The organism is Ancylobacter sp. G4_0304 (assembly GCF_047501495.1).
GTDB lineage: Bacteria > Pseudomonadota > Alphaproteobacteria > Rhizobiales > Xanthobacteraceae > Ancylobacter.
The window spans coordinates 198,225-214,334 of sequence record NZ_JAZDRM010000001.1; the positions used below are offsets into that span (position 1 = coordinate 198,225).

General features: G+C 69.3%; 15 protein-coding genes. 13 read left to right on the plus strand and 2 right to left on the minus strand.

What is annotated here, in order from left to right:
* Window positions 1-10 precede the first annotated feature (10 nt).
* On the minus strand, window positions 11-1,408 hold the full coding sequence (locus VRZ77_RS00950) for a PLP-dependent aminotransferase family protein (RefSeq protein ID WP_414590831.1): 1,398 nt from the start codon (window positions 1,406-1,408) through the stop codon (window positions 11-13).
* Between the two features lie 361 nt (window positions 1,409-1,769).
* On the opposite strand from VRZ77_RS00950, the gene VRZ77_RS00955 reads away from it, so the two are divergent.
* The 13 genes from VRZ77_RS00955 (at window position 1,770) to VRZ77_RS01015 (ending at window position 15,624) form a co-directional block, all read left to right on the plus strand.
* Window positions 1,770-2,252: an MSMEG_0572/Sll0783 family nitrogen starvation response protein gene (locus VRZ77_RS00955; protein WP_414590832.1), complete on the plus strand. Its 483-nt coding sequence runs from the start codon at window positions 1,770-1,772 to the stop codon at window positions 2,250-2,252.
* Between the two features lie 28 nt (window positions 2,253-2,280).
* The gene (locus tag VRZ77_RS00960; protein ID WP_414590833.1) at window positions 2,281-3,363 is read left to right on the plus strand and encodes a Nit6803 family nitrilase; all 1,083 of its coding nucleotides are present in this window, start codon (window positions 2,281-2,283) and stop codon (window positions 3,361-3,363) included.
* Complete coding sequence (locus VRZ77_RS00965) at window positions 3,281-4,423, plus strand: MSMEG_0568 family radical SAM protein (protein ID WP_414590889.1); 1,143 nt, start codon at window positions 3,281-3,283, stop codon at window positions 4,421-4,423. The genes VRZ77_RS00960 and VRZ77_RS00965 overlap by 83 nt, the downstream gene beginning before the upstream one ends.
* The gene (locus tag VRZ77_RS00970) at window positions 4,420-4,992 is read left to right on the plus strand and encodes an MSMEG_0567/Sll0786 family nitrogen starvation N-acetyltransferase (RefSeq protein WP_414590834.1); all 573 of its coding nucleotides are present in this window, start codon (window positions 4,420-4,422) and stop codon (window positions 4,990-4,992) included. Before VRZ77_RS00965 ends, VRZ77_RS00970 begins: the two co-directional genes overlap by 4 nt.
* Window positions 4,989-5,978: a sll0787 family AIR synthase-like protein gene (locus VRZ77_RS00975; RefSeq protein WP_414590835.1), complete on the plus strand. Its 990-nt coding sequence runs from the start codon at window positions 4,989-4,991 to the stop codon at window positions 5,976-5,978. Before VRZ77_RS00970 ends, VRZ77_RS00975 begins: the two co-directional genes overlap by 4 nt.
* On the plus strand, window positions 5,975-7,129 hold the full coding sequence (locus VRZ77_RS00980; protein ID WP_414590836.1) for an MSMEG_0565 family glycosyltransferase: 1,155 nt from the start codon (window positions 5,975-5,977) through the stop codon (window positions 7,127-7,129). Before VRZ77_RS00975 ends, VRZ77_RS00980 begins: the two co-directional genes overlap by 4 nt.
* Window positions 7,122-7,409: an MSMEG_0570 family nitrogen starvation response protein gene (locus VRZ77_RS00985; RefSeq protein WP_414590837.1), complete on the plus strand. Its 288-nt coding sequence runs from the start codon at window positions 7,122-7,124 to the stop codon at window positions 7,407-7,409. Before VRZ77_RS00980 ends, VRZ77_RS00985 begins: the two co-directional genes overlap by 8 nt.
* A 17-nt stretch (window positions 7,410-7,426) precedes the next feature.
* On the plus strand, window positions 7,427-8,698 hold the full coding sequence (locus VRZ77_RS00990) for an MSMEG_0569 family flavin-dependent oxidoreductase (protein WP_414590838.1): 1,272 nt from the start codon (window positions 7,427-7,429) through the stop codon (window positions 8,696-8,698).
* An 11-nt stretch (window positions 8,699-8,709) separates the two neighbouring features.
* Window positions 8,710-9,591 (plus strand): Pnap_2097 family protein, encoded by an 882-nt coding sequence (locus VRZ77_RS00995; RefSeq protein WP_414590839.1) that lies wholly within the window; start codon window positions 8,710-8,712, stop codon window positions 9,589-9,591.
* 372 nt (window positions 9,592-9,963) lie between these two features.
* A complete protein-coding gene (locus tag VRZ77_RS01000; protein ID WP_414590840.1) occupies window positions 9,964-11,244 on the plus strand; it encodes a glycosyltransferase family protein in 1,281 nt (426 codons plus the stop codon).
* Window positions 11,245-11,321: 77 nt separating this feature from the next.
* On the plus strand, window positions 11,322-12,578 hold the full coding sequence (locus VRZ77_RS01005) for a glycosyltransferase family 4 protein (protein ID WP_414590890.1): 1,257 nt from the start codon (window positions 11,322-11,324) through the stop codon (window positions 12,576-12,578).
* Between the two features lie 5 nt (window positions 12,579-12,583).
* The gene (locus tag VRZ77_RS01010) at window positions 12,584-13,696 is read left to right on the plus strand and encodes a glycosyltransferase family 4 protein (protein WP_414590841.1); all 1,113 of its coding nucleotides are present in this window, start codon (window positions 12,584-12,586) and stop codon (window positions 13,694-13,696) included.
* The gene (locus tag VRZ77_RS01015) at window positions 13,693-15,624 is read left to right on the plus strand and encodes a glycosyltransferase (protein ID WP_414590842.1); all 1,932 of its coding nucleotides are present in this window, start codon (window positions 13,693-13,695) and stop codon (window positions 15,622-15,624) included. Before VRZ77_RS01010 ends, VRZ77_RS01015 begins: the two co-directional genes overlap by 4 nt.
* Here the strand turns inward: VRZ77_RS01015 and VRZ77_RS01020 are convergent.
* Window positions 15,606-16,106: a class I SAM-dependent methyltransferase gene (locus tag VRZ77_RS01020; RefSeq protein WP_414590843.1), complete on the minus strand. Its 501-nt coding sequence runs from the start codon at window positions 16,104-16,106 to the stop codon at window positions 15,606-15,608. The genes VRZ77_RS01015 and VRZ77_RS01020 overlap by 19 nt on opposite strands.
* Between the last annotated feature and the right edge of the window lie 4 nt (window positions 16,107-16,110).

Consider the following 16,110-nt stretch of genomic DNA (forward strand, 5'->3'; position numbering starts at 1 on the left):
TATCTGCAATCTAGAGGAAGGCGGTCGCCAGCGCCGGCGAGCCTTCCAGCGCGTGCGCCATGTATTCCAGCGCGCCGCGCACCCTCGAGCGGTCCACCGGCCCGCCCAGGCACACCCGCGCGGCTTCCGGCGGGGCACCGTCGACGGTGAACACGTCGCTCGCCACCACGCCGATGCCGGTCGCCTGCATGTGCCCGACAAAGGCCGAGCGCGTCCACGGCTCGGGCAGTTCCACCCAGAGATTGAAGCTCATCGGGTCGGCGCGGAAGCTGCCGGCCGGCAAGATCTCCGCAGCCAGCAGCTGGCGCGCGCCCGTCTCGGCGCGGATGAAGCGCAGCAGCGTGTCGGCGGTGCCATCCTCGATCCAGCGCGTCGCCAGCGCGACGGTGAGCGGCGAGGCCATGACATTGGCGGCGCGCAGCGCGGCGGCGAAGGGCCAGCCGCTGCGCGCGTCCGGCACCACGACATAGGCCGTGCGCAACCCCGCGCCGATGCATTTCGCCAGCCCCGCGACGTGCCAGGTCAGGTCCGGCGCGATGGCGGCGAGCGGGGGCACGCCATGGGCGGGGATGAAGCCATAGGCGTCGTCCTCGATGATCGGCACGTTGAAGCGCCGCGCGACATTGGCGATCGCCGCCCGGCGCGCCTCGGGGATGGTCAGCGTGGTCGGGTTCTGCAGCGTCGGATTGAGGTACAGCGCCTTGGGCGCGCCGGTCCGGCAGGCCTCCGCGAAGGCGTCGGGGTCGATGCCCTCGCCATCCATCGGCAGGCCCTGAAGCCGCAGCCCGAGCTGGGCGGCGATGGAGCGTATGCCGGGATAGGTGATCGCCTCGCACAGCACGGTCTCGCCGGGCCGCGCCAGCAGAGTGAGGATGCCGAGCAGCGCGGGATGCGCGCCGGGCGTGACGAAGATGCGCTCCTGCGAGGGCACCAGCGCGCGCCGGCCCAGCCAGGCGGACGCCGCGTCCTTGTCGGCCGGCGAGCCGCCGAAGCCCTGATAGCGCAGCAGCGCCACCAGGTCGCGGCTTACCTCGGCCAGCCCGTCCTGCATGCGCTCGATCAGGGCCGGGTCGTCCGGCTCGGGCGGCAGATTCATCGAGAGATCGACGATTTCCGCGCGCTCGCCCCGCGACGGCGCGTGGCCCGCCCGGCGCGCGGGCTTGGGCGTGCCGGTCACGAATGTGCCCTGCCCGACCCGGCTTTCCACCAGCCCGCGCTTCTGCGCCTCGACATAGCCGCGCGCCACGGTGGTGAAATCGACCCCGATCCGCTCCGCCAGCCGGCGCTGCGGCGGCAGCCGGTCGCCGAGCGTGAGCCGTCCGGCCCTGATGTCCTCCTCCATCAGATCGGCGATGGCGAGGTAGCGCGGCTTGTCGGAAAGGGCGAGGTCGGGTGTCCAGTCGGCCATGGCGTCACATGTCGGTAGCGGGGGCGGCGCAGCGGTAGCGGGACGCCGGCGGTCGAATTGTATGTATAATGTTGCATCGCGTCCTTGTCACCTATGGCGCGGTGCTTGCTTGGATCTTCCCACAGGTCCGAAAACGCCGCCCTTCGGCCAGCCTGCTCCAATTCCGTGCAGATGCGGGTTTCGACCGCCGCGAACTACGGGTTTCTGCTTAGTTTGGATGCAGAACCGACCTCAGCTTTGACTACATTATCGACTGTACAATGATTGTATATTGATGATTGATATTAGCAGTCAATGACGGCATTGACTGCATGCACACGGTGCGTGCCGATCCAGCGATCCCATCCCCGAGGAGACCGCCATGCCCGCCGTTACCGCCCCCGCCCATCAGAAGGGCGACTACCTCGTCGATTACGAGGAAAAGAAGTTCGAGGACGTCAAGGCCGCTCCCGGCGAGAAGGCCCTTGTCACCTTCCACACCGTCGCCTTCGAGGGCTCGATCGGGCTGGTCAACCTGCTGCAGGCCTCGCGCCTGATCCAGAAGGGCTTCGAGACCTCCGTGCTGCTCTACGGCCCCGGCGTCACGCTCGGCGTGCAGCGCGGCTTCCCCAAGCTCGGCGACGAGGCCTTCCCCGGCCACCTCAACTTCAACAACCGCATCGAGAAGATCCTGAAGGACGGCGGCAAGGTCTATTGCTGCCGCTTCGCGCTTCAGGCGCTCTATGGCCATGGCGAGGGCTCGCTGATCCCCGGCATCATCCCGATCAGCCCGCTCGACGTGCTGGACATCGTGCTGCTGCACCGCCGCGAGAACGCGTTCATCCTCGACACCTGGACGCTCTGACGGCCGGCCACTCGGAAGGGAGGCCGCCATGGCCGACAACACTGCCAAGCGCATCGATACGGCCAAGCGCATCGTCCGCGCCGCCGCCGTCCAGATCGCCCCGGACCTCGACAGCCTGGAAGGCACGCTCACCCGCGTGCTCGCCGCGCTCGACGAGGCGGCGGGCAAGGGCGCCGGCCTGGTGGTCTTCCCCGAGACCTTCGTGCCCTGGTACCCGTATTTCTCCTTCGTCTATCCCCCGGTGCTCACCGGCGCCGAGCATCTCCGGCTTTATGAGAACGCCGTCGTGGTGCCCGGCCCGGTGACGGAGGCGGTTGCCGCGAGCGCCCGCCGGCTCGGCGTGGTGGTGGTGCTGGGCGTCAACGAGCGCGACCACGGCTCGCTCTACAACTCCCAGCTGGTGTTCGACGCCGACGGCTCGCTGAAGCTCAAGCGCCGCAAGATCACCCCGACCTTCCATGAGCGGATGATCTGGGGCCAGGGCGACGGCGCCGGGCTCAAGGTGGTGGACACAAGCGTCGGCCGCGTCGGCGCGCTGGCCTGCTGGGAGCACTACAACCCGCTTGCCCGCTACGCGCTGATGGCCCAGCACGAGGAAATCCACGTCGCGCAGTTCCCCGGCTCGCTGGTCGGGCCGATCTTCGCCGATCAGATCGAGGTGACGATCCGCCACCACGCGCTGGAGAGCGGCTGCTTCGTGGTCAACTCCACCGGCTGGCTCACCGACGAGCAGATCGCCCGCATCTCGCCCGACGAGAGGCTGCGCAAGGCTCTCACCGGCGGCTGCATGACCGCGATCATCTCGCCCGAAGGCAGCCATGTCGTGCCCCCGCTCACCTCCGGCGAAGGCATCCTGATCGCCGATCTCGACCTGTCCCTCATCACCAAGCGCAAGCGGATGATGGATTCGGTCGGCCATTACGCCCGCCCCGAATTGCTCAGCCTGAACCTCGACAACCGCCCGACCGCGCCAATGCGTGCCGTGGAGACCTTCCCCATTTTTGCCGGGAGCGACCTCGATGAAACCGATGGACCTGACCAGCGAGATTCAGCCGCTGCCGACGGAACGGCTGATCAACGAATTGCAGTCCTACGGGGTAAGGCTGGTTGATCCGCGCGCCGGCGCCGAGAGCCGGCGTGGCGGGGCAGGCCCTTCCGACCACAAGGCGATGACCATTGACGGCATGACCGTCATGGTCCCCGTCCACACCGCCCCGGCCTTCGAGAGCCCCTATCTGGTCGAGGCGCCCGATGCCTATGGGCGCTCCCGCATCAGTCGCGAGGGGCTGGTGCTGGGCGAGGTCTCGTTCCCGCAGCAGCCGAAATTCTATCGCCTGACCACCGCCGACGGCATCCCCTATTCCAAGATCGCGGTGCTGCACGGGCGCGACGTGCTGGCGACCACCGTGCTGCAGAGCTGCGTCCGCTACCAGAGCCGCACCAAGACCTGCCAGTTCTGCGCCATCGGCCAGTCGCTGGCGGCCGGGCGCACCATCGAGCGCAAGACCCCGGCCCAGCTCGCGGAAGTCGCCAAGGCGGCCGTCGAACTCGACGGCGTCAAGCACATGGTCATGACCACCGGCACCCCGCCGGGCAAGGATCGCGGCGCGGCGATTCTCACCGAGAGCGTGCGGGCCATCAAGGCGGCAGTCGCCCTTCCCATTCAGGCGCAATGCGAGCCGCCGGACGACGATGCGTGGTTCGCCCGCATGCGCGAGGCCGGCGTCGATGCGCTCGGCATGCATCTGGAAGCGGTCACCGAACCCGTCCGCCACCGCATCATGCCCGGCAAGGCTCAGGTCTCGGTGGCGCGCTACTTCACCGCCTTCGAGGCGGCGGTCGCGGTGTTCGGGCGCGGGCAGGTCTCGACCTATATCCTCGCCGGGCTCGGCGACACGCGGGAAGAAATCCTCGACATCTGCCGTCGCCTCACCGCCATCGGCGTCTATCCCTTCGTGGTGCCGTTCGTGCCGATTTCCGGCACGCCGCTGGAGAGCCACCCGACGCCTTCGCCGGCCTTCATGCATTCCATCCTCGGCCCGCTTTCCGGCATGCTGATCGCCACGGGTCTCAAGGCCATCGACGTCAAGGCCGGCTGCGCCAAATGCGGCGCCTGCTCGGCGCTCTCCACCTATGAGCGGCAGAACGCCGGCGCGAGGGCCTGTTCATGATGTTCGAGCCCGAACGCCCGTTCCGGGCCTGCGCCTTCACCGTGAAATACGCCACCGCCCCGTGGGAGCGGGCCGGCGCCGCACGCCTGCGCCGCGCCGTGTTCTGCGAGGAGCAGGGGCTTTTCGACGGCGACGACCGCGACGCGATCGACGACATCGCCACCCCGATCGTCGCGCTGTCGATGCTCGGCGTCGCGGCGGACGAGGTGGTGGGCACGGTGCGCATCCATGAGGAGCACCCCGGCCTGTGGTGGGGCTCGCGCCTCGCCGTGGCGGGCGACTACCGCACCGCCGGCGCGCTTGGCGCGGCGCTGATCCGCATGGCGGTCTCCTCCGCCCATGCCCGCGGCTGCACGCGGTTCCTCGCCAACGTCCAGCGCCAGAACGGCCCGCTGTTCCGCCGCCTGCACTGGAACATCGTGGACGAATTCGAGCTGCACGGCCTGCCGCATCTGCGGATGCAGGCGGACCTTGTCTATTACCCCCCGATCTTCGACGCCGAGACCGGCTTCCACGCCCATGCGCGCAGCAACCATGCGCGCAGCGACGCGACCCGGAGGGCGGCATGATGCAGGGCCCCTTCGACATCCCCGCCCTCGCCCGCATGCTGCGAGAGAGCCGCGCGCTCGGCGCCAAGGCCGACATCGCCACCGCCACCGCCCGGCTCGGCCTATCCGGGCAGAGCACTGTACCCGTGGGCGACGATTGCGCGGCGATCCCGGACGGCGACGGCTACCTGCTGTTCGCCATCGAAGGCTTCATGAACGAGTTTGTCGCCGGCGATCCATGGTTCGCCGGCTGGTGCGGGGCGATGGTCAACATTTCCGACATCGCGGCCATGGGCGGTCGCCCGCTCGCCGTGGTCGACGCGGTGTGGGCCGATGGCGAGGACAAGGCCGCCCCGGTGCTGGACGGCCTGCGCGCCGCCTGCGAACGTTTCGGCGTCCCCGTAGTCGGCGGCCACACCAACATCCGGGCCGATCGCGGCCAGCTCTCGGTCGCCATTCTCGGCCGCGCGAAGAGCCTGCTCACCTCCTTCGACGCCCGCCCGGGCGAGCGGCTGGTCGCCGCCATCGATCTGCGCGGGCGCTACCGCGAACCCTTCTCCAACTGGGAGGCGGCGACCGACGCTCCCGGCAAGCGGCTGCGGGGCGACCTTGAGCTGCTGCCGCGCATCGCCGAGGCCGGTCTGTCGCGCGCGGCCAAGGACATTTCGCAGGGCGGCATCGTCGGCACCGCCGCCATGCTCGCGGAAGGCTCCGGTGTCGGCCTCGCCATCGACCTCGCCGCCATACCCGCGCCGGAGGGCGTCGACCCCGCGCGCTGGCTGATGACATTTCCGAGCTTCGGCTACCTGCTCGCGGTCCGCCCCGAGAATGTGGCCGAGGTCACCGGCCTTTTCGCCGAGCGCGGCATCGCCGCCGCCGATATCGGCGCCATAACCGCCGATCGGCGGGTCACTGTGGCCGATCGGCGGGCCACGGAGCTGGTCTGGGACCTTACCGAGCGGGCCCTGCTCGGCTGCGGGCCGCAGGTTGGGGAGCAGGCGGCATGAACCGGCTGCGCATCGCCATCCTCACCCATTCCACAAATCCGCGCGGCGGCGTGGTCCATGCACTGGAACTCGCCGAAGCGCTGACCGATCTCGGCCACGATCCAGTGGTCCACGCGCCCGATGCCAAGGGCACGGGATTCTTCCGCCCGGCCCGCTGCGGCGTGATGAGCGTCGAGGCCACCCCGTTCAGCGGCGGCATGACCGAAATGGTCGAGACCCGGATCGCCGATTACGTCCGCCATTTCGAGCGCCCCGGAAACCGCCGCTTCGACGTGTTCCACGCCCAGGACGGCATTTCCGGCAATGCGTTGGCAACGCTGAAGAATCGCGGATTGATCACGCGTTTCGCCCGCACCGTGCATCATGTCGACGACTTCTCCTGCGCCCGGCTCTCCGCGCTCCAGCACCGCGCCATCGTGGAAGCCGACGCCCATTTCACCGTCAGCCGCATGTGGCAGGCCGAGCTCGGCGAACGCTACGGGCTCGCGCCTGTCGTGGTCGGCAATGGCGTCGACATCGCCCGTTTCTCGCCCGAGCGGGACGGCAGCGAACCCGCCCTGCGCGCCCGCCTCGGCCTCGGTGCCGGCCCGGTGATCCTCAGTGTCGGCGGCATCGAAGCGCGTAAGAACACGCTACGGCTGCTGGAAGCCTTCGCCCAGTTCCATGTCCTGCACCCGCAGGCACAGCTCGTCATCGCCGGCGGCGCCACCGTGCTCGATCACGAAGCCTATCGAACGGAATTCTTCGCCCGCCTCAAGGCGCTCGGCCTGCCCGCCCACGCGGTGATCGAGACCGGCCCGCTGGCGCAAGCCGACATGCCCACGCTCTACCGCCTCGCCGACCTCCTTGCTTTTCCCTCGATAAAAGAAGGCTTTGGCCTTGTCGTGCTGGAGGCGATGGCGAGCGGCGTGCCGGTCGTGGTCTCCCATGTCGCGCCCTTCACCGAGCACCTCGCCGACGAGGACGTGGTGTGGTGCGACCCGTTCCATGCCGGCTCGATCGCCAACGCCATGGCGACCGCGCTGACCCCCGCGCTCGCTGCGCGTCTGCGCCGCCGCGGCCCCCTCACAGCGCGCCGCCACGACTGGGCCGACACCGCCCGCGCCCATGTCGCCACCTATGCCCGGCTGCGGGAGAACGCCTATGCCTGAGATGAACTTTCATATCCGCTGGCCCGATGGCACCCCCGAGCGCTGCTACTCGCCCTCGCTGGTCATCAAGGATTATCTCACGCCCGGAGAGAGTTACGGGCTCGACGACTTCCTCGCGCGCAGCCGCACCGCACTCAGCATCGCCAGCGAGCGCGTCAAGGCGCGCTACGGCCACCCCTGCTCGCTCGCGCTCGGCCAGCTCGCCCGCATCGAGGCGGCGGCGAAGCGCTTCTCAAACGCACCCGAACCTCGCGTGACCGTCGAAGCCTTCGACGAGTGAACGCCGGAGACACCGCCATGACCTCCCCCAGCACGCCTCCCCACATCCCCGTTCTCATCGTCGGCGGCGGGCAGGCCGGCCTGTCCACCAGCTATCACCTCCAACAGCGCGGCATCGATCATCTGGTGCTGGAGAAGCACCGGGCGATGCACGCCTGGGCGACGCAGCGCTGGGACAATTTTTGCCTCGTCACGCCGAACTGGCAGTGCGATCTGCCGGGCCATCCCTATGCCGGGCCTGATCCCGACGGCTTCATGAAGAAGGACGAGATCGTCGCCTATCTCGCCGGCTTCCGCGCCACTGTGGCCCCGCCGATCCACGAGGGTGTTACCGTCACCCGTGTTGCAAAGCGCGCGCAGGGCGGGTTCGAGGTCGCGACCTCGGACGGCAGCTACACCGCCGACAAGGTGGTGGTGGCCTCCGGCGGCTATCACCAGCCCGTGGTGCCGCGCATGGCCGAGCGGCTGCCCGGCGCCATCGCTCAGATCCATTCCGCCCAATATCGCAACCCCCAGCAGCTCCCCGAAGGCGCGGTGCTGGTGGTGGGCTCCGGCCAGTCCGGCGCGCAGATCGCCGAGGACCTGCACCTCGCCGGCCGCAAGGTCTATCTCGCGGTCGGCAACGCCCCGCGCTGCGCCCGCTTCTATCGCGGCCGCGACGTCGTCACCTGGCTCGCCGACATGGGCTATTACGACATGTCGGTCGACCAGCACCCGCTACGCGAGGGCGTGCGCGACAACACCAACCATTACGTCACCGGCCGCGATGGCGGGCGCGACATCGACCTGCGCAGATTCGCGCGCGAGGGCATGGAGCTCTATGGCGTGCTGCGCGACTATGACGGACAGGAGCTGATCTTCGACAGCAACCTGACCCAGGCGCTGGACGACGCCGACCGCACCTATAACGGCATCAACGCCGCCATCGACAAGCACATCGCCGAGAACAACATCGAGGCCCCGCCGCCGTCGGTCTATGAGCCGGTCTGGCGCCCCGAAGGCGAGCGCCCGCGCCTGACGCTGGAGGGCTCGGGGATTTCAGCGGTCATCTGGTGCATCGGCTTCCAGCCGGATTTCCGCTGGCTCGACGCCCCCGTGTTCAACGGCGCCGGCCACCCGGTGCATACGCGCGGCGTGACCGGGGTGGAGGGCGTCTACTTCATCGGCCTGCCCTGGCTGCACACCTGGGGCTCCGGCCGCTTCGGCAGCGTCGGGCGCGACGCCGCCTTCATCGTCGACCACATGGCCGCGCGGCTGGAACGGCCCACGCCGCTTCAAGCCGCCGGCTGAAGGAGACCGGAATGAACCTCGCCGTCTCCCCGCAGGACCTGACGATGCGCCTCGATCTGCCGGGCGCGTCCGGCGAGGCGCTCATCCTCGGCATGCCGCATCTCAGCCTCGGCGGCCTGTCCGAGACCTGGCTGATGAAGGAGCTGGGGCATCGCCACTGGCAGATGCTCGCCCGCCTGGCGGGCCGGCCGGTGCCGGATTTCCGCGACGCCGACGGCGCCCCGGTCTACGCCGCCTTCTGCGCCGCCAGCCTCAGCGAAGCCGCGCTGGATTCCTTGCGCGAAAACGATCGACTGGCTATCGCCTCCTCGCTGGTCCGCGCCTCGCGCACCCAGTTCGTCAGCCGCCACGAGTTAACCAGCGGTGGGCGGATGGTGGGACGGATGGAGCTGTGCTCGGTGTTCGTGAAGCGCGCGGTGCCGGGGCGCAACCGCTCCGCCGCGCGCCTCGCGCTCGATCTGTTCCCCGAGCCGGCGCGCTTCGAGCCGGCCGACACCGCCGCCCTCGCCGCCCGCCTGCGTCGTGACGACTGGGACCGGCATTTCGGCTTCTCGCGCCACGAGGCGCTGATTGGAGGGGAGCCCCGCCGCCTCGTCACACGCCCCTGCCCCCGGCAGGATTTCAACGGTGCGGAATTCCTCTATTTCGCGTCGTTCCAGGCGCTGGTCGACCGGGCGGAATGGGAGCTGCTGGGCGACGAGGTGCAGGCCCTGCCGACGCTGGCGCGCGACATCGTGTTCTACGGCAATATCGAGATCGGCGAGCGTATCGCCGTCGACGTTCTCGCCGTGCACGAGGCGCCGGGACGCTGCGCCCACTGGTGCCGCATCAGCAGGCTGGCTGATGGCGAGCGCCTGGCCGACGTGTTCACCCGCAAGGGCGCGGCTCGCTGACGCTCATTCCCGAAAGGGTGCGGCCGCAGTCAGGTGGCCCGTTCCGCGCCATCGGCCGTGACCGCTCGGACGATGCCCGAGGGCTCCTGACATATGCCCGCTGGGCATTTTGGTGGACGTCGGCTTCACTTTTCGGCCATGACGGCACGCCCCTCGGAGCGCGGAGAGGGATTTTTCCCGAAAGATCAGCAAATTAACAGCCATGTACGTCGGCCACATATCGCAGGCGCGAAAAACCCGGTAGCAGGTTAGACTGTCTCGACAGTATCGATGCCCTCGTCTTACCATCACGCGCCTTTGCCCGTGGAGTGCCGCCCGCACAATCCAGGTCACTGGCTTGAGCGGCGCCGCGTTCGCCAAGTGGATAGTTGAATGGAATTCTCTCGCAGTCCCGCCCCGCCGGTTCCAGAGGCTGCTCGGCAGGGCAATGCGACTCCGCGTATCCTGATGTACAGCCACGACACCTACGGGCTCGGGCACATCCGGCGGACGCGCGCCATCGCCAATGCGCTGGTGGCGGCACATGGCAACCTGTCCGTTCTCATCATCTCCGGCTCTTCGCTCGCCGGCAGCTTCAACTTCGCGCCCGGCATCGACTTCGTGCACGTACCCGGCATCGCCAAGAGCGAGAACGGCGACTATGCCAGCGCCACGCTGCGCCTCGATGTGGCCGAGGTCACCGCGATCCGCGAACAGCTGATCCGCCAGACCGCCGAGGCATTCCGCCCGGACATCTTCATCGCCGACAAGGAGCCCGCCGGCTTCCGCGGCGAGCTAGTGCCCTCGCTCAAGCTGATGGGCAATATGGGCACGCGGCGCATCATCGGCATTCGCGACGTGTTGGACGGGCCGGAGATCATCCGCTCCGAATGGCACGACAAGGGCGCCATCCGCGTCATGACCGACCATTACGACGACGTGCTGGTCTACGGCCCGGAAGAGTTCTATCGCCCGCTCGACGGCATCCCGCTGCCCGCCGAGATGCGCTCGCGCATCGTCTATACCGGCTATCTGCGCCGCTCCGTGCCCGGCGGCATCGCCTCGATGCGCTACCCGCGCTCGACCAAGGAGCCGTTCATCCTCGTCACCACCGGCGGCGGCGCCGACGGTGCGGGGCTGATCGACTGGGTGATTTCGGCCTATGAGGCCGATCCCGGCATCCCCCTGCCCTCGGTGATCGCCTTCGGCCCGTTCCTGTCCAATACCCAGCGCGCCAATTTCATGGCCCGCATCGACCGGCTGCCCAAGATCGACACCATCATGTTCGATCCCAAGATCGAGCGGCTGATGAACCGTGCCTCGGCGGTGGTCGCCATGGGCGGCTACAACACGTTCTGCGAGATCCTGTCCTTCGATAAGCCGGCGCTTCTGGTGCCGCGCTCGCGCCCCCGGCTCGAACAGACCATCCGTGCCGCCCGCGCCGCCGAGCTCGGCCTGGTGCGCATGCTCGCCGACCCGATGGAGACGGGCGCCACCTTGCGCGACCCGCTGGTGATGGCCCGGGCGCTCACGGCGCTTGCCGACCAGAAGCGTCCCTCGGAAGCGGCGATGCCCGGCCTGCTCGACGGGCTGGCGCGCATCTCCAGCCATCTCGCCCCCCATATCGAGCCCTCGGCCAAAACGGCGAGCGCGGCGAGCGGCGTCGGAGGCTGACCTTGCTCGCGCCAGCGGCGCCGGAGCGCCCGACCGGCTCCCCCGAGGGAGCCTCCACACTCGCCGAAAAGCCTCGCATCGCGATCGTGCTGAAGGGCTACCCGCGCCTGTCGGAGACCTTCATCGCCCAGGAAATCCTGGAGCTGGAGCGGCGAGGCTTCGTCTTCGATATCTGGTCGCTGCGCCGCCCGACCGACCGCTACCACCACCCGATGCACGAGGCGATCACGGCGCGGCTGTTCTACCTGCCGGAATATCTCCATGACGCCCCGCTGCGCGTGCTGCGCGCCACGGTGCATGCCTTCCGACGTCTCGATTGGCGGGCGCTACTGCCGGTGTTCCTGCGCGACCTGAGGCGTGACCCGACGCCGAACCGGCTGCGCCGCTTCGGCCAGGCCTGCGTGCTGGCGCAGGAGCTGGACCCGGCCATCACCCATCTGCATGTGCACTTTCTGCACACGCCGGCCTCCGTCACGCGCTATGCCGCGTTGCTGACCGGGCGCAGCTTCTCGTTTTCCGCCCATGCCAAGGACATCTGGACCACGCCGGACTGGGAGCGGGCCGAGAAGATCGCCGATTCCCGTTTCGGCGTGACCTGCACCGCCGATGGTTGGAAGGAACTGCGTCGCGTCTCCGGCGCGGCGGGGAGCCGGGTGGAACTGGTCTATCACGGGCTCGACCTGTCGCGGTTTCCCAACCCACCCGCCATCCGCCCCGCCCGCGACGGCACGCGAGCCGATGACCCGGTTCGCATCGTTTGCGTCGGGCGTGCGGTGGAAAAGAAGGGGCTCGACGTGCTGATCGACGCGCTCGGCCGGTTTCCCGACACACTCAACTGGCGACTGGTGCATATCGGCACCGGCCCGCTGGTGGACAAGCTGAAGGCGCGCGCGGCTCAGGCCGGCATCGCCGAGCGCATCGAATGGCGCGGCAGCCAGGCGCAGGGTGCGGTGGTCGCGGCGCTGCGCGACGCCGACCTGTTCGTGCTTCCGAGCCGCCCCGCGGCGGACGGCGACCGCGACGGCCTGCCCAATGTCATCATGGAAGCGGCGACGCAGGCGCTGCCCATCGTCTCGACCCTGTTCGCCGGCGTGCCGGAATTCGTCGACGACGGCGTGAACGGCCTTCTGGTTCCCCCGGGCGACGCTCCGGCGCTCAGCGACGCGCTGGCGCTCGCCATTGCCGACCCGGTGCTGCGCGAACGGCTCGGCGCTGCCGCTTATGCCCGGCTGGTCGCCGATTTCAGCTTCGAGGCCGGCATCGACCGGATGGACACGTTGCTCGCGGCGCAGATGCCGGAAGCGGGCGATACCCGACCCGTGGCGGCAGGCTGACAGCCGTGCGCTGCCTGTTCCTCGCGCCCCTGAAGCCGCCCGACCATCCCGTGCCCTCAGGCGAGCGCACCATGGCGCGGCTGTTCATGAAGCTGCTTGCGACGCTCGGCTACGAGGTGACGCTTGCCTCGGAACTGCGCACCTATGCCGCGACCCCGGCCCCGGAACGCTGGGCGGCACTGGAAGCGGCGGCGGTTGATGAGGTGGAGCGGCTGGCACGGGAGACGGTGGACGCGCCGGTGGCGCTGGTTTTCGCCTACCATGTCTACTACAAGGCTCCCGACCTGATCGGCCCGGCCCTCGCGCGAAGACTGGGCGTACCTTACGTCGTAGCCGAAGCCTCGCGTGCCCCCAAGCGCGCCATTGGCCCATTCGCGCACGGGCATTTTCTCGCCGAACAGGCGATCGACGCCGCCCGCCTGGTGCTGGCTCCGACCGAAAACGACCGCGAAACGCTGGAACGGCTGAAGCCGCCCGGCCAGAGCGTCACGGATCTGAAACCGTTTCTCGACCTCACGGAATGGCCCCAAGCCGGCGCGCCACGCGCGGACTCCGGCCGCCGGCTGATCACGGTGGCAATGATGCGTCCAGGCGACAAGCTCGCCTCCTATCGCCAGCTTGCGCAGGCGCTGGCTCGGATCGGTAATCGCGACTGGACGCTCGCCGTCGTCGGCGACGGCCCGGCGCGGGCCGCGGTCGAGGCCGCCCTCGCGCCGTTCGGCAGCCGCGTCTCCTTCCTCGGCGCGGTGAGCGGCCGCAACGCACTCGGCCGGCTCTACGCCACCGCCGACCTCTTCGTCTGGCCAGGGGTGAACGAGGCGTTCGGTGCGGTCTATCTCGAAGCGCAGGCCCATGGCCTACCCTGCCTTGCCGGCGACTATGGTGGCATCCCCGACACTATGCGCGTGGGCGAGACCGGCCTCCTCATTCCTGCCGGCGACGTCGAGGCGTATGCGCAGGCGCTCGCCGACCTGCTCGATGACGAGCCCCGCCGCACGTCGATGGGCGCCGCCGCCGCGCGCTTCATCGCGACTGAGCGCACATTGGCCGCTGCCGCCGACCATGCGGCGCGGGCCCTGCGTGAAGCCGGCATTGCCGTTCCCGGAGACCGTGCATGAACGAAACCCGCCCGCCCCGCGTGATGATCGTGGTCACCCACCTGCTCGGCATTGGGCATCTGGCACGCATGGCGGCTGTGGGACGCGAGATGGCGCGCCAAGGCTGGTTGGTGACGCTGGTCTCCGGCGGGCGTCCGGCGGAAACGGTGAACATCGAGGGCTGCACGCTGGTGCAACTCCCCCCGGTGCATTGCGTCGGCAGCGATTTTTCAACGCTCTATCAGGCGCCTGACGTGGTGGCGGATGCTGCCCATTTCACCGTCCGGCGCGAGGCGCTGCTCGCCGCCTTCGAGGAAGCGCAGCCGGACGCACTGATCACCGAGCTGTTCCCTTTCGGCCGGCGGACGCTGGCGGACGAGTTCCTCGTCCTGCTGGAACGTGCCCATGCTCGGGCCGATCGTCCGGCGATCCTGTGCTCGATCCGCGACGTGCTGAACCCCCCCTCGAAGCCCGGCCGGGCGGAGGAGGCCGAGGCGCGGCTCGCCGCCTTCTATGACGGCATCCTGTTCCACGGCGCTTCACAGGTCGTGCCGCTCGACGCCTCCTGGCCGGCAAGCCGCGCGGTGCTGCGCCGGGTGCTGGAAACCGGCTATGTCCATGATGGGTCTCGCAGTTTCCCGGATGGCGACACCGAGGGTGCGGGCGAGATCATCGTCTCCGGGGGCGGCTCGGCCGCCGGCCTGCCGCTCTCCGCAAACGCTCTACGCGCGGCGCGGCTGATGCCGGAGATGCGCTGGCGGCTGCTGGTCGGCGCGGGCGTGCCGGCGGAGAGCTTCGAGCGGTTGCATAACGGCGCGCCGGCCAACGTGATCGTCGAGCGTGCGCGACCGGACTTTCCCGCGCTGCTGGGACGGGCCGCGCTTTCGATCAGTCAGGCCGGCTACAACACCGTGCTTGACCTCGCCGCCGCCAATGCCCGCGCCATTCTCGTGCCCTTCGCCGAAGGCGGTGAACGCGAACAGGGGATTCGCGCCGGCGAGTTGGGACGGCGCGGCCTGGTGCGCGGCCTGGAGACCGCGACGCTGACGCCGGAAGCGCTGGCAGGAGCGGCGACCGAGCTGCTGGCGGCCCCACGTCCCGACTGGTCGGCCATCGGCCGCGACGGCGCAGCCCGCACGGCGGCGCATGTCGCGGCGAGCATCGACCGCCGACGCGCCGCCACCGAGGGCTGGGCCCGGCTCGACGCCGCGCTGACGCGGGCCGAGGCCGAGGGACGGGTGCTGGAATTCTGGTGGCGCGACGACGATGCTATCGAGCCAACGCCCGCGCTCGACACGCTGATCGCCCGGTTCGAGCGCTTCGGCGTGCCCGGCGGGCTCGCGGTCATCCCCTCCCGCGCCACCCCCGCGCTGGTGGAGCGGCTGCGCGCGGCTCCCGACGTCGACGTGCTGGTCCATGGTTGGGCGCACACCAATTACGCCCCCGTCGGCGAGAAGGCGGCGGAGTTCGGCTCCCACCGTCCGCTAGCGATGGTCGCCGGGGAAGCGGGCGCGGGGCTCGCCCGGCTGCGCGAAATGTTCGGGGAACGGACCGTGCCGCTGTTCGTACCGCCCTGGAACCGCGTCGCACCGGCCATATCGGCGGCGCTGCCGGCGCAGGGCTTCACCGGCCTCTCCACCTTCACGCGTCGCTCGGAAGCGATCCCCGGCCTCACCCAGATCAACACCCATTGGGACCCGATCGCCTGGAAACAGGGTGGTGGCCTCGTCGAAGAGGCCAAGCTCGCCCATGAGCTGGCGCGCCTTGTCGAGGAAGAGCTTGCTGCTGCGCCGGGCGAACTGGAGCCGATCGGCCTGCTGACCCATCATCTGGTGCATGATGGCTGGATCGACCGGCTGCTCGACGAAGTGATGGAACGCCTCGCCGCCTCCGGCGTCGTGCGCTTCGTCAGCGCACGGGACGTGCTGGTTCAGGCTGGGGCGCGGTAGAGGTAATAGCTGCCCTCGAGCGCGCCAGGCGGCAGCGGCACGCTCTGGAAGTCGTCGAGCGGCAGCGGCAGGTCGGACATCACGATGCTGCCCGGCGCCATGACCGGCGGCAAGAGGCGCGCCGACATGGCGGCCACAATGCGGTTCAGTTCGCGGTCATGCGAGCCGAGGTCGGAATTGGCCAGCACGACTTTGCCGGCAAGCTGGTCCGCGAGTGCCGGCAGCGTCTCTTCGATCTCGCCGAGATGAAGGAAGGCCGGGTCGGGCTGGCAATCCTCATAAGCGCGGTTCACCCGGTCGAAAACGTGGATGTCGCGCTCCGGCAAATGGCGGCGCAGATGGTCGAAGGTGCGCCCCAGCCCGAGGCCCAGCTCCACCACCGGACCGGGCCGCCCCGCAATTTCGGCGAAGGCATAGGCGAGGCAGGCCTGCTGCGACTGGAGGCGGAACAGGGTCTTCTCAAGACGGGAAATCGAACGCATGTCG

Coding starts and splice junctions, on each gene's coding strand:
- VRZ77_RS00950 (WP_414590831.1), bottom strand. CDS start 1,408: ATGGCCGACTGGACACCCGACCTCGCCCTTTCCGACAAGCCGCGCTAC.
- VRZ77_RS00990 (WP_414590838.1), top strand. CDS start 7,427: ATGACCTCCCCCAGCACGCCTCCCCACATCCCCGTTCTCATCGTCGGC.
- VRZ77_RS00995 (WP_414590839.1), top strand. CDS start 8,710: ATGAACCTCGCCGTCTCCCCGCAGGACCTGACGATGCGCCTCGATCTG.
- VRZ77_RS00960 (WP_414590833.1), top strand. CDS start 2,281: ATGGCCGACAACACTGCCAAGCGCATCGATACGGCCAAGCGCATCGTC.
- VRZ77_RS01000 (WP_414590840.1), top strand. CDS start 9,964: ATGGAATTCTCTCGCAGTCCCGCCCCGCCGGTTCCAGAGGCTGCTCGG.
- VRZ77_RS00985 (WP_414590837.1), top strand. CDS start 7,122: ATGCCTGAGATGAACTTTCATATCCGCTGGCCCGATGGCACCCCCGAG.
- VRZ77_RS00955 (WP_414590832.1), top strand. CDS start 1,770: ATGCCCGCCGTTACCGCCCCCGCCCATCAGAAGGGCGACTACCTCGTC.
- VRZ77_RS01015 (WP_414590842.1), top strand. CDS start 13,693: ATGAACGAAACCCGCCCGCCCCGCGTGATGATCGTGGTCACCCACCTG.
- VRZ77_RS00965 (WP_414590889.1), top strand. CDS start 3,281: ATGGACCTGACCAGCGAGATTCAGCCGCTGCCGACGGAACGGCTGATC.
- VRZ77_RS00980 (WP_414590836.1), top strand. CDS start 5,975: ATGAACCGGCTGCGCATCGCCATCCTCACCCATTCCACAAATCCGCGC.
- VRZ77_RS01020 (WP_414590843.1), bottom strand. CDS start 16,106: ATGCGTTCGATTTCCCGTCTTGAGAAGACCCTGTTCCGCCTCCAGTCG.
- VRZ77_RS00975 (WP_414590835.1), top strand. CDS start 4,989: ATGATGCAGGGCCCCTTCGACATCCCCGCCCTCGCCCGCATGCTGCGA.
- VRZ77_RS00970 (WP_414590834.1), top strand. CDS start 4,420: ATGATGTTCGAGCCCGAACGCCCGTTCCGGGCCTGCGCCTTCACCGTG.